Annotated in this window: 9 protein-coding genes and 1 pseudogene; 6 read left to right on the forward strand and 4 right to left on the reverse strand. The window is 64.2% G+C overall.

What is annotated here, in order from left to right; translation table 11 throughout:
* From C7455_RS14905 to C7455_RS19955, 4 genes and pseudogenes are all read left to right on the forward strand, one after another.
* Positions 1-141, forward strand: a 141-nt coding sequence (locus C7455_RS14905; protein WP_281269419.1) for a CoA-transferase, incomplete at its 5' end; no start/stop codon positions are given.
* Positions 141-692: a CoA-transferase gene (locus C7455_RS14910; RefSeq protein WP_109669571.1), complete on the forward strand. Its 552-nt coding sequence runs from the start codon at positions 141-143 to the stop codon at positions 690-692. The genes C7455_RS14905 and C7455_RS14910, both read left to right, overlap by 1 nt.
* Positions 693-1183: 491 nt before the next feature.
* Positions 1184-1663, forward strand: a pseudogene (locus C7455_RS14915) (IS66 family transposase); the annotation flags it as partial.
* 174 nt (positions 1664-1837) lie between these two features.
* On the forward strand, positions 1838-2239 hold the full coding sequence (locus C7455_RS19955; protein WP_146200016.1) for a hypothetical protein: 402 nt from the start codon (positions 1838-1840) through the stop codon (positions 2237-2239).
* Between the two features lie 381 nt (positions 2240-2620).
* On the opposite strand, the gene C7455_RS14925 is transcribed toward C7455_RS19955, so the two are convergent.
* The 4 genes from C7455_RS14925 to C7455_RS14940 all read right to left on the reverse strand — a co-directional run bounded on the left by C7455_RS14925 (position 2621) and on the right by C7455_RS14940 (position 9280).
* On the reverse strand, positions 2621-5743 hold the full coding sequence (locus C7455_RS14925; protein ID WP_109669575.1) for a response regulator: 3123 nt from the start codon (positions 5741-5743) through the stop codon (positions 2621-2623).
* Positions 5740-7302, reverse strand: a complete 1563-nt coding sequence (locus C7455_RS14930) for a response regulator (RefSeq protein ID WP_109669576.1) — start codon at positions 7300-7302, stop codon at positions 5740-5742. The genes C7455_RS14925 and C7455_RS14930 overlap by 4 nt, the downstream gene beginning before the upstream one ends.
* A 9-nt stretch (positions 7303-7311) precedes the next feature.
* A complete protein-coding gene (locus tag C7455_RS14935) occupies positions 7312-7659 on the reverse strand; it encodes an Hpt domain-containing protein (RefSeq protein WP_109669578.1) in 348 nt (115 codons plus the stop codon).
* Between the two features lie 850 nt (positions 7660-8509).
* Positions 8510-9280: a DeoR/GlpR family DNA-binding transcription regulator gene (locus tag C7455_RS14940; RefSeq protein WP_109669580.1), complete on the reverse strand. Its 771-nt coding sequence runs from the start codon at positions 9278-9280 to the stop codon at positions 8510-8512.
* Between the two features lie 237 nt (positions 9281-9517).
* On the opposite strand from C7455_RS14940, the gene glpD reads away from it, so the two are divergent.
* Together glpD and glpK are read left to right on the forward strand one after the other, a co-directional pair.
* Positions 9518-11146 (forward strand): glycerol-3-phosphate dehydrogenase, encoded by a 1629-nt coding sequence (gene glpD, locus C7455_RS14945; protein ID WP_109669581.1) that lies wholly within the window; start codon positions 9518-9520, stop codon positions 11144-11146.
* 66 nt (positions 11147-11212) lie between these two features.
* The gene (glpK, locus tag C7455_RS14950) at positions 11213-12700 is read left to right on the forward strand and encodes a glycerol kinase GlpK (RefSeq protein ID WP_109669583.1); all 1488 of its coding nucleotides are present in this window, start codon (positions 11213-11215) and stop codon (positions 12698-12700) included.
* The last annotated feature ends 20 nt before the right edge of the window (positions 12701-12720 follow it).

Genomic DNA, 12720 nt, shown 5'->3' on the forward strand with positions numbered 1-12720 from the left:
GAGGTGGAGGAGATCGTGCCGACCGGCAGCCTCGACCCCGACACCATCCACCTGCCCGGCATCTATGTGCATCGCGTGATCCAGGGCGAACACGAGAAACGGATCGAACAGCGCACGGTTCGCCAGAGGGAGGCCCTTTGATGGCTTGGGACCGCAACCAGATGGCCGCCCGTGCCGCGAAGGAACTGCGCGACGGGATGTATGTGGACCTTGGCATCGGCATTCCGACGCTGGTGTCGAACTACATCCCCGACGGTATGACCGTAACGCTGCAATCGGAAAACGGGATGCTGGGCATGGGCCCCTTTCCGATCGAGGGCGAGGAAGATCCCGACCTCATCAACGCCGGCAAGCAGACCATCACCGAATTGCCCCACACCGCCTATTTCGACAGCGCGACCAGCTTTGGCATGATCCGCGGCGGCAAGATCGCCATGGCGATCCTCGGCGCGATGGATCTGGTCGCGGGCGTGGGCCGCGTGGTGGTGGTGATGGATCACGCCAACAAGCATGGCGAGAGCAAGGTTCTGAAATCCTGCACCCTGCCGCTGACGGGCACGGGGGTGGTCGACCTGATCATCACCAACATGGGCGTGCTTGAAGTGGTCGAGGGCGGCCTGAAGCTGCTGGAACTGGCAGATGGCGTGACCGAGGAGCAGTTGCGCGCCGCCACAGAGGCCATTTTGGTTTGAATCTAATATGCCAGTGCGCCCATGGAATGATGGCGCATTGGTCTCATTTTGTGTCCACGAGTTGGGGCAGGTTCTATCTCAAACTGGATTGGGTGGAGGGGGCAACGTCACCCCCCGATCTCATGGCCTGTCGCACTCACTGCCATGGGTATCAGTGCGCGTGGCGACTGTCCGCTTGCGCAAGATTGTTCGGCTGCCGTGCTGCGCCGCCGCAAGGCCGATCTCCGCCCCTTGTGCTCGTGGACCCCGACGTGACGTACCCCGGCCCGGTGCGAAGGTGACAGTGTGGCCGTCGATCTTCGGGAAAAGCGTCAAGCTTGCCAAGAACATCCTTCCTGGTGACATCATCCGCCGCGGTGTTCTGGACCTTGCTCAGGCGGAATGCCGATTCACGAAATCGGACGTCCGGAGTTCGATGACCCCCTTCCATCCGGCAGATTGGCCAGAGGTGAGGCAGGAGTTGGAAGCCATGGGGTGGGCACCTAAATGACCGCCGCAAGCTGATCGAGATCACGCGCACCGGACCCGCGCCGATTGCCGAGGAAGGCGTGGCCCTCATCCGCGATCTCTACGCCATCGATGCCGGGATCCGCGGCAGCGACCCTGCCACCCGCCTGTCTGTCCGGCAGGACCGCTCCGCCCCGATCCTCGCCCGCATCGACGACTGGCTGGCCCACCACCGTGCCCGCGCCTCGGCCAAATCGCCCTTGGGCGAGGCGCTCGCCTACATCGCGCAATACCGCGAGGGCCTTGACCGCTTCCTCACCGATGGCTGCATCGAGATCGACAACAACACCGTCGAACGCACCATCCGCCCCATCGCACTGAACCGAAAGCACGCCCTCTTTGCAGGTCACGACGCCGGTGCCGACAACTGGGCCGTCATTGCCTCGCTCACTGCAATCGTTCAAGGCCACAAGCAGAGCCTGATCGACGACCTGCTCCCGTGGAATCACGCCGTCACGGTGTGATTGGAATACCGCTTACAGATCACCGAAAGACGGTTTCACAACCTGCAGAGCCTGTCTGCCGAAGTTGGGATAGAACGGCCGCGCCTGTCCCGCCTCCTGAAAAAGATGGGTGAAATCCCCTAGCCGGTATCTGAGCCGCGATTGCGCAACATGGTGTTCGAGGTCGAAAGGACGATGCGTCTGATCGACGCCTTCAAGACCGCGGTGTCCTTGTCGGATGGTCTGGCGTACATCGACGCCAGCAAGAGGCAGGTTGAGATCCTCTATCGCAACGGTATCCTCAAACCTCTTGTTCCCAGCACGAGCCGCGGATCCGTCCGTCATGAGGTCTTCGGCAGAGATCATCTGGATGACCTTCTGGAGCGGCTGGGTCGCCTGCCGAAACTTCCGCTTCCCAACCCTCCGGAGCATCACCCGATTGCCTACGCTTGTCAGCATGGGGCAGGGCCTTTCGGCGAGTTGTTCGCTGGTGGTCTTTCGGGAGAGAGCGGCATTTGGCGCCATCCTGAAAAGGTCGGCATCCGGTGCGTCTATGTTGAGGCCAAAACCGTCGTACGGAAGAACGCCCGCGTCTGACCCTCTCTCGCGCCGACAGATCCAAGCCCGCTTCGGCGGGTTTTTTGTTGTCTGGTGCATCGGTTTGCGAAATCCTTGCCCCGATTTCCGCTGGATCTGTGCACTGATTGCCATGTGGCGAAAAATAAGCCACGGTTATTGAATAATTATTCGGAATAGTTCGAGATAACTTTACCCGATCTTCAGGTTGTAGACGTCCAAGCGGTCGTGGGCCGACGTAAAGCCGACTGTCGGCTGTCTACGAGCGCCGCCCTGCTTTTTTTCCAAGATCGGCCCATCGCGACTTTCGCGGTTGTCCGAGCCGCATTCATAGCCCCGACCCGTCGAGGCCAAATCATGCGCTCGACGTCGGCGATACGAGGGCGTGACAAGGGAAAAAGTTCAGCGGGAGACGCCGGGTGCGATTGCTGCCCGCTCGACTGCCGACATCAGGTCTTCGACACGCAAGGGCTTGCTCACGTAATCGTCCATTCCGGCCGCCAGATAGCGTTCCCTGTCGCCTGCCATCGCGTTAGCCGTCAGGGCAACGATCCAGGGACGTCCCGACTGCAGGTCCGCCCGAATGCGTTGCGTGGCGGTGATGCCGTCAAGCTCCGGCATCTCGATATCCATCAAGACTAGGTCGTAGGGCTTGGCGGCACAGGCTGCCACAGCCTCCAGCCCGTTCTCCCTCAGATCGATGTCATAGCCGAGCCGCGCAAGAACCCTGCTTCCGACCTTGCGGTTCATGGCGTTGTCGTCGACCAGCAAGATGCGCAGCGGGAAACGCAGGGCGAAGCTGGCTTCCAAAGGAGTTTGAGCGGGCGCGCGGGGGAGAGCCTTTGCCGCCTCGCCCTCGACCAGCCGCACCAGCGCCGCCAGAAGTTGGCGCGGCTTGATCGGCTTGACGAGAAGTTCCGCCCGCTCCAGCCGCTCCAGCCGCATCCGTTCCTCGGGCGACAGGAGTGCTACAGAACTGTAGAGCAGGATCGGCATGTCGCGCCCGCCCGGCATGGCGCGAAGCGCGTCGGCCAGTTCCAGTCCCGTCATTCCCGGCATCCGCATGTCGAGAATGGCCGCCGTCGGCGCGGGGCCATCTGCGAGCAGGGCGATCGCCTCGGACGGGGTCGCGGCGTCCAGCGCCGTGGCGCCCCAGGACTGGGCATTGCGGTGCAAGATCAGGCGGTTGGTCGCGGAATCGTCGACGAGAAGAAGCCGCGCCCCTGCGGGGAGGCTGCCGGTCGGAGTCGGTGCTGCGGGGGCCGCGACCTCGGCCGCGCGCAGGGTGAAGGCAAAGACCGAGCCTTTGCCGGCTTCGCTTTCGACGCGGATCGCCCCGCCCATCAGTTCCACAAGGCGGCGGCTGATCGCCAGGCCAAGGCCGGTGCCGCCGTAGCGCCGGGTGGTTGAGGCGTCGACCTGGCTGAAGGATTTGAAGAGCCGGTCCATGCGGTCAGCGGGGATGCCCGGGCCGGTGTCGCGGACCGAGATCTGCAAGTCCCACAGGGGCGCGGCAACGTGGCTGCCCGCCACCTTCGCGCCCTCCACGGTCAGCACCACCTCGCCCGCGTCGGTGAACTTGACCGCATTGTTGAGCAGGTTCAGCAAGATCTGGCTCAGCCGCGTCGGATCGACAAGGATGGCAACGGGCAGGGCCGGATCAATCACATAGGCTAGGTCGAGCCCTTTCTCGGCGGCGCGCGACGCGATGAGGTCGAGTGACCCTTCGATGCACTGGCGCAGGTCCGTGGGCGTGGGATCGAGTTCCAGCTTGCCGGCCTCGACCTTGGAGAAGTCGAGGATGTCGTTGATGATCCGCAAAAGCGTCTCGGCGGCCTCGTCGATGGTGCCGCAAAAGTCGCGCTGTTCTGGCGTCAACTCGGTTTCCAGCATCAGCCGCGACATGCCGATGATCCCGTTCAGCGGCGTGCGGATCTCGTGGCTCATGGTGGCAAGAAAGGTGCTCTTTGCCTCGTTGGCGCTTTCGGCGGCATCCTTGGCGACGACCAGAGAGCTTTCCAACTCACGCATGCGGGCAAGGTCGGAGGCGGTGACGGCCAGAAGCCGCTCTGTCTCTTCGACCAGTCGGGTGCGCTCCAGCGCCACGCTCATCGCGGCGGCGATGGAGGACAGGAGCCGGACATCATCCTCGTCAAAGGCATTCTCGCGGTCGAGGTTCTGGATCGAGATCACCCCGCGCGTCTGCCCGTCGCGGGTCAGCGGCACGAAGACGAGCGATTTCGCAGGCTCGCCCTGCCGGACCGGCGGATTGCCGTAGGCGACGCCGGCTGCCTCGACGTCGCTGCCGATCAGCAGCGGCGACCCGGTCGCAAGCACATGGGCGCGGAACCCGACGCGGGGGTAGGGTTCGTCGGGATAACGAATGCCGCGCTCGATCGTATAGGGAAAGCGGAAGGCATCGCTGGCCTCGTCGTAAAGGCCGATGTCCAGCACATGGGCATCGAAGATCTCGTTGATCTTGTCGCCCACCACCTCCGAGATCTGCGCGAGGCTGAGACCCGAGGCCAGAGCGGACTGGATGTCGGCCATGTAGGCCAGTTCGGCGTTGCGGCTTTCGGTCAGGCGCAGCAGGCGCTGCGTCTCGTCGAACAGCCGCGCACTGCGGATCATCACGCCAAGACTGCCGCACAGCGCCTGCAACAGCCGCACATCCACATCCGAGATCGCATAGGGGCGATAGGACTGCACACTGACGACCCCAATGGCTTTCCCATCCACAAGGATCGGAACCCCAAGGTAGCTTTCGGTGACGTCCTCCTCGAACAGGAGGTAGGAGATACCGGCCTGTTCCTCCTTGGTGTTCAGAAGCACCGGCTGACCTGTCGTCAGAACCTGCGAGGTCATCCCGAGGCCGAGGGGGAACGGGTCGACCGTCATGTACCGTGTTTTGAAAAACGAGTAGTGGACGTGGATCATGCGGGTCTCGGGATCCAGCATCAGGATTTCGGTGGCATCGGCCCTCAGGGTATGGCGCACCCGGTCGCCCATCGCGCGGTACACGCCGTCAAGGTCGAGACCGGCGGTCAGAACCCCTTGGATCTCGGACAGGAACTCGATCTCGCTGCGTTGGGCGCTGACGGTCTCGGCCAATCGCGTACTGCGGATGCCCTCGGCGGCCAGCGCCGCGACCAGACGCGCCGCGTCGGTTTCAGCCGGGTCCATGGCTGCGGCGGCGTGGCGGGCGACCGTCAGCACGCCGAGGTGTTCATCCCCGGAGCCGATGGGAAGGCAGATGCCGCCAAGGCCAGGCGCGTCGGCGGTTCCGAAGGGCAGTTCGGCTCCGGCCTCGTTGGTCCGTTCGGCAATCGGCACGGTGGCGGCCCGCGTGACCTCGGCCCCCTCCGGGCCCCCAAGCGGCGGCAGCGGGCGCAGCCGCCCGCCCTCGACAAGATCAACGAACAACCAGCAATCGGGCAACAGACGCCGTGCCGCCTCGGTCACGGGCGCGAACCGTGCCGGGAGTTGCGCAGGCCGCTCGTCATTCTGCGGCGTCGGCGTGTTCATGGCATGCGCTCCTGTGCGGAAGACGGGTCTGCAGGCACCTCCGCGGGGGGCAGGCCTTGCCCCGTCCGTTTGCGGCGGGGAACAAAGCGCACCTCGACATCCTCGGCCTCGCGCTTTGGTCCGACCATCGCGAGGCCGATGAAGATCAGGGCCAGCGCGGTGAGCGTCACGAGGCTGAGCGCCTCGCCCAGCAGCAAGATGCTCCAGCCGATGCCGGCAGCGGTCGAGACATAGGCCGCCTGGCTGCCGAAGACGGCACCCGCCACCGCGATCAGATAGACGAAGCTCACATAGACCGCCGCCGTGCGTAGACCCTCGAACACGATCAGAAACGCGCCCGGTCCCATGGCGGGGGAAAGCACGAAAAATTGCCCACCCAGCACAGCCACCGGAAATGTCAGCGCCGCCGAGATCAGCAACATCAGACCAACGCCCGCTGTAGGGTCCAGCGCCGCAGGGTGCCGCTGGTCCAACAAAACATCCATCAATCCGTACATCACCGGAATGGTCAGTGCGACAAGGATCCAGAGCCAGTCGTTCACGCCCTCGATCCGGTCACGGGCAACCAGCAAGAACAGCACGCCCGCCATGCCCGCCAAAAGCCCCAGAAAGCGCCGGGTCGAGGTTTCTTCGATCCGCATCAGGGCCGCGATCAGGAAGACGGTAAAGGCCTCTAGCGCGAGGATGATGGACAACATGATACCGGTTACCCGCCCAGCCGCTTCCAGCATGATGACGGTGCTCAAGCCCTTCAGCACTGCCCAGGCGAAAAGGAAAGCCAGCAACGTGTGCGTCAGGGGTCCGACCTTGCCGCGCGCAAGTGCGACACAGAAACAGATGAGGCCAGCTACGAGGTTGACCCAAAAGGCAAGGCCGAGCGCCAGTTCGGTCTCGGCATAGAGCAAGATCGAGATCGGCGCCTCCAACCCTGCCATTACTCCCATGAACAGCAAAAGCGCCGTGCCCTTGGCGGTGCGGATGTTGCGCTGCAACTGCCGCTCCCGGTCGTAGACCTGTTCGGCCATGTCGCGGAACACCCGGCCCAGCCGCCCGACCGCGTCCGCGCGCGCCGCCACCTCGGTCAGTCCCAGCCGGTCGGGGTGGAAGGTCGAGGATTCCATCCGTTCCGCCGCCGTGATCAGCCTGTCGACCTGCCGCAGATGGTCAAGCTCGGCCCGGCGCAGGCGTGCTTTCTCGATGCACGACTGCACCCGCGCGCGGAACACCGCAGGCTCGAACTGCTTGGGCAAGAAATCCGATGCGCCAAGCTCGATCGCCTGCGCCACACTGTCCGCGTCGCCATCGAGCCCCGAGATGACCAGAACGGGGATCTCGGCCAGCGCCGGGTCGGCCTGCATGTGCCGCAGCACCGCGAAGCCGTCGATGCCCGGCATCAAGATGTCGAGCAGCACAAGGTCAAGTTCGGCCCCAGCCATCTGCGCCAGAGCCGCCTCGCCCGATGCGGCCTCGGTGGCATCGTGACCCAGATTGCGCAGCGCCAGCACCAGCTTTCTGCGGCTGGACGCGCTGTCATCGACGACAAGAACCCGCGCGCCCATGTCTCTGGCCTATCGGTCGAGTTCGGCTTCGAGCGCCGCGCAGACATCGGGCCAGAGCGCTAGCAGCGCCGCCACCCGCCCGGTCATGTCGCTGGCCGTCTGACCGGAGATAAGGTCGACCTCGATCGCGGCGCACAGATCGGCAAAGCCCAACGCGCCGAGCTCGCGCGCGTTCGACTTGAGGCTGTGCGCCGCGCGCTTGAGAACGACCTCGTCGCCCGTTGCCGCCGCGGCCCTGGCGTCGTCCAGCATCGTTTGACCTTCCTCGAAGAAGCCGCGCACGAGGTCTTCGAGGTCCTCGGGGCTGCCCCCGATAAGCTTCTGAAGAGTGTCGAGAGCCTCGCGACGGATCAGCATGTCAAAGGCTGCCGATGGAGGGTTGCGGCCCTCTGGGCGCTCTGGGCGCCGCCGACCGCGGGCCGGTCATGGCAACGGTCGGGCGACAGGTCGAATCCGACCAGCGCCACCAAATTGGCACGATCCCATCCCCGAAATCGCGGCATCTGCTGCGACCGGAGTTGTGCCTATGTAGGTCGAATGGATGCAGTCCGGGCCACCCATGCATGCAGTGCAATGGCCTCGTGAGAGGTGAAATTCCTTTACCCGCAAGACTCATTACTACCCGCCTGACTCACCACTTGCCTGTGAAGCAATCAAAATTTTTTGGATATCGAAACTTTGATTCCCGGCAGTCCTGAATGCATGCAGCGTTGATGCGCGCTGACCGGCTGTCAATTCTCCATTCGGTCGAACCTGAAGAAACTGGCCGTTCCGAGGTCATGGGGCAGTGGAAGTGCCACACTCGTGAACATGCGTGTCGCGCCCTGCGCCGCGCTTCAAGGCCGCAACCATGCTATCCCGAAGCCGTCGTGAAGACCGAAGAAGGGGGTCGTTGGACAGAAGGTTCTCCCATGCCCATCGGTCTTCTTCCCGCGCTCCGTCCTGCTCGGGTCGCCCGAAAACGGCTGTATCGTCGGTCAAGACCCTGCCTTGCCGCTCCGGTACGTCCGGATCCGTCTCGAAATGGCCTGCAATGGCGGTGCCCATACGCTGTTCAACATGGCCGCCGCGGCCCAAGTTGTATGGCTGCGACGTGGTCGCGGCTTGGGACATGCAAGAACGCGAGCCATTGCTCGCCCGCTCCTCGCAGCGAGATGAAAGGTCGATCGTAGGCCCGGCGCAAAAGCGCCGACTTGAAGCTGTCGGATCATTCGTCCTTGTCGGTGCAGACGATCCTCGTGCCCCAGCCGCGGCAGGCCTCCAACAGCGCGGGCGGCGGGGGGGCGTCGGTGTAGAAGGTGGCGATCTGGGCCAATGACCCGATGCGCGCAGGGGCGCGGCGCTGGAATTTGGACCGATCCGCGACCAGAAAGCTGCGGCGCGACTGGCTCAGGATGGTCTGGCTGACCCCGACCTCCTGAATGTCGTAGTCCAGCATGTCACCATCCCCATCGAGGGCCGAGCAGCTGATCACGGCAAGGTCGAACTTGAACTGTCGGATCGCATGCGTCGTGATCGTGCCCACAAGACCGCCATCGGATCGCCGCAGCAGCCCGCCCACCACGATGATCTCGCAGGCCGGGTTCTCGACGAGGATGTTGGCCACATTCATGTTGTTGGTCAGGACCATGATGTCACGATGTTTCATCAGGGCATGGGCGACCGCCTCGGTGGTGGTGCCGATGTTGAGAAACAGCGAGGACCCGTTCGGGATGTCGCGCACGCAGCGCGCGGCGATGGCGGCCTTTGCGGCGTCATGCAGGCCGCGCCGGTCCTCGTAGCCGATATTGGTGATCGTCGACTGAAGCACCGCACCCCCGTGCACGCGTTCCAGTTTGCCCTGTGCGGCCAGTTCGGAGAGGTCACGCCGCACCGTCTGCAGCGTCACGTTGAAATGATCCGCCAGCGCGTCGACAGAGACCCGCCCATCGCGCCGCGCGATGCTGAGGATTTCGGGCAGGCGCAGGCTTTGCGACATTGGAGGGCTCCGGGCGGCGGAATGATTCGCGCCGCTGGTCGCGTGTATTTTCGTATCGAGGGTATTTCCGCGGGCGTCGGTCAGGCAATACGGAACAAAAAAGAAACATTTAGACCGTTTTGGTTCGATTTATTGTATAGCGAAAATATAACTGTGAAAATTCATTCGTTCTTGTGCGATATGGTTCGGTTTCGCTATTCTGCGTGTAGGAACGGACGCGGATCATAGGGGGCGCGGATGGCACGGCATCACCACGCAAGTGACCCTTGCGACCTGCTGATCATCGGCGGCGGGATAAACGGGTGCGGGATTGCGCGCGATGCTGCCGGGCGGGGCTTGTCCGTGGTGCTGGCCGAGAAGGGCGATCTTGCCGGCGCGACCTCGTCGGCCTCGACCAAGCTGTTCCATGGCGGGCTGCGTTACCTTGAGTATTTCGAATTCCGGCTGGTGCGTGAGGCGCTGATGGAGCGCGAGATCTTGCTGCGCGCCATGCCCCATATCAGCTGGCCCATGCGCTTCGTGCTGCCCTATCACGCCGAGATGCGGTTCGAGAGCGCAACGCCCACCTCAAGGCTCCTGTCCTTGGTCCTGCCGTGGATGAAGGGGCGGCGCCCGGCATGGCTCATCCGGCTGGGCCTGTTTCTCTATGACGGGCTCGGCGGGCGCAAGATCTTGCCCGCGACGCAGACCCTGTCGCTCAAGGGCACGTCCGAGGGGGCGCCGCTGCACGACCGCTTTGCCAAGGCTTTCGAGTATTCCGATTGCTGGGTCGAGGACAGCCGCCTTGTGGTCCTGAACGCCCGCGATGCCGAGGCGCGTGGCGCCACCATCCTGACCCGGAGCGAGGTCATCTCGGCCGAGGCACTGGACGGGCTGTGGCATGTCACAATTGCGCAAGGCGAGGAGCGCAGAACGATCCGCGCGCGCATGCTGGTGAATGCCGCGGGACCGTGGGTCGGCGATGTGATACATGGCAAGCTGCGTCTCAACATCCGCGAAACCGTGCGGCTGGTGCGCGGCAGCCATATCGTGACGCGCAAGCTTTACGATCACGACAAATGCTATTTCTTTCAGGGCAAGGATGGCCGGATCATCTTTGCCATCCCCTATGAGCAGGATTTCACGCTGATCGGCACGACCGATGCCGAACATCATGATCCCGCGCAAGAACCGGTCTGCACCGATGCGGAACGCGATTACCTCTGTGCCTTTGCCAGTCAGTATTTCAAGCGACCTGTCACGCCCGCGGATGTGGTCTGGTCCTATTCCGGCGTCCGCCCGCTCTATGACGACGGCGCAAGCTCGGCCACCGCCGCGACCCGCGATTACACGCTCAAGGTCGACCGGTCGACGGGGGCGCCGGTCCTCAACATCTTTGGCGGCAAGATCACGACCTACCGCCGTCTTACCGAAGCCGCGCTGGACAAGATCGGGGCGCACCTGCCGCTCGCCGCGGGCGCATGGACAGCGGGCGTGCCCTTGCCGGGCGGGGATTTTCCCCATGACAAGGTCGACGCCCTCATCGGGGACCTGATGCACGACTATCCGTTCCTGACCGATGTCTGGGCGCGCCGCCTGATCCGGGCATACGGGACGCAAGCGCGCGAGGTGCTGGGCGATGCCAGCACGGCGGACGGGCTGGGGCGCGATTTCGGCGCGACCTTGACCGAGGCCGAGGTTGTCTGGCTCATGCGCCACGAATATGCCCGCTCGGCCGAGGATATCTTGTGGCGTCGCAGCAAGCTTGGCCTGCGTTTGGACGCGGCCGAGGCGCGCGCGCTGGGGGACTGGATGGCTGGCCATCCGACGCAGGACGCAGCGGATCAGCCCCGAACCGCACGGCGCGCCGGCGGCGGGCTGGTGTGATCTGGACAGGGGCGGCCGCGTAAGCTGAAACCGGGTCACGGACCAATTCGGGGGAGGAGGACGGACATGGGGCATATTCTGGCGCTCGATCAGGGCACGACGTCGAGCCGCGGCATCGTTTTCGACAGCGCAATGCGGATCGTCGGCCTTGCGCAGGAGGAATTTCCGCAACACTATCCTGCCTCCGGCTGGGTGGAGCATGACCCCTCCGACCTCTGGGCCACCGCGGCCGCGACGGCGCGTGCCGCGATTGAGAAGGCGGGCCTGCATGCGTCTGACATCGCGGCCATCGGCATTACCAACCAGCGCGAGACGACCCTGATCTGGGACCGCTCGACCGGCAAGCCGATCCACAACGCCATCGTCTGGCAAGACCGCCGCACCGCCGATTTCTGCGCCAAGCTGCGCGAGGGTGGCCATGAGCCGATGATAACCGCCCGCACAGGGCTTTTGGCCGATCCCTATTTCTCGGCCACCAAGGTGAAATGGCTGCTCGACCACGTGGATGGCGCGCGCGACCGGGCGCGTAAGGGGGAACTGGCTTTTGGCACGGTCGACAGCTGGCTGATCTGGAACCTGACGGGCGGGCGCGCGCATGTGACCGATGCCACCAATGCCGCGCGCACGATGCTTTACGACATCCACAAGGGCCGGTGGAGCCGCACGATCTGCGATCTTTTCGACATTCCCATGGCGTTGTTGCCCGAGGTGCGCGATTGCGCCGCCGAATTCGGGATGACGCGCGCGGATCTGTTCGGGCGCGAAATCCCCATTCTGGGCGTTGCGGGCGATCAGCAGGCGGCGACCATCGGACAGGCCTGTTTCACTCCCGGGATGATGAAATCGACCTATGGCACCGGCTGTTTCGCGGTTCTCAACACCGGGGATGCCGCCGTCGCCTCGACCAACAAGCTACTGACAACCATCGCCTACCAGCTTGACGGCAAGCCGACCTATGCGCTGGAAGGCTCGATCTTCATCGCGGGCGCGGTGGTGCAATGGTTGCGCGACGGGCTCAAGGTCATCCGTGCCGCCCCCGAGACGCAAGGGCTGGCCGATATCGCCGATCCCGCGCAGGACCTGATCCTTGTGCCTGCCTTCGTTGGACTTGGCGCGCCCTATTGGGCGCCCGAGGCGCGCGGGGCCATTTTCGGGATGACCCGCAATTCCGGCCCGGCGGAGTTTGCCCGCGCGGCGCTGCAATCGGTGGGCTACCAGACCCGCGACCTGCTCGAAGCGATGCAGGCCGATTGGGCGCGGGATGGCGCGCAGCCGTCCTTGCGCGTCGATGGAGGAATGGCCGCGAATGATTACGCGATGCAGTTCCTGTCCGACATCATCGGTGCCCCCGTGGACCGGCCCGCTGTGCTGGAGACGACGGCGCTGGGGGCGGCATGGCTGGCGGGCACACGCGCCGGCGTCTGGCCCGACATGGACGGATTTGCCGCCACATGGGCGATGGAACAGCAGTTCACCCCTGCTATGGCCTGCGACACCCGTAACGCACGCTACACGCGCTGGAAGCGGGCGGTGAACGCCGTGCTGAGCGTCTAGGGTCTGTTTCGGGCTCTTGC

Source organism: Roseicyclus mahoneyensis, from assembly GCF_003148775.1.
GTDB lineage: Bacteria > Pseudomonadota > Alphaproteobacteria > Rhodobacterales > Rhodobacteraceae > Roseicyclus > Roseicyclus mahoneyensis.

Excerpts from the sequence above, each read along its gene's own strand:
- C7455_RS14910 (WP_109669571.1), top strand. The coding sequence starts at position 141 with ATGGCTTGGGACCGCAACCAGATGGCCGCCCGTGCCGCGAAGGAACTG.
- C7455_RS19955 (WP_146200016.1), top strand. The coding sequence starts at position 1,838 with ATGCGTCTGATCGACGCCTTCAAGACCGCGGTGTCCTTGTCGGATGGT.
- C7455_RS14925 (WP_109669575.1), bottom strand. The coding sequence starts at position 5,743 with ATGAACACGCCGACGCCGCAGAATGACGAGCGGCCTGCGCAACTCCCG.
- C7455_RS14930 (WP_109669576.1), bottom strand. The coding sequence starts at position 7,302 with ATGGGCGCGCGGGTTCTTGTCGTCGATGACAGCGCGTCCAGCCGCAGA.
- C7455_RS14935 (WP_109669578.1), bottom strand. The coding sequence starts at position 7,659 with ATGCTGATCCGTCGCGAGGCTCTCGACACTCTTCAGAAGCTTATCGGG.
- C7455_RS14940 (WP_109669580.1), bottom strand. The coding sequence starts at position 9,280 with ATGTCGCAAAGCCTGCGCCTGCCCGAAATCCTCAGCATCGCGCGGCGC.
- glpD (WP_109669581.1), top strand. The coding sequence starts at position 9,518 with ATGGCACGGCATCACCACGCAAGTGACCCTTGCGACCTGCTGATCATC.
- glpK (WP_109669583.1), top strand. The coding sequence starts at position 11,213 with ATGGGGCATATTCTGGCGCTCGATCAGGGCACGACGTCGAGCCGCGGC.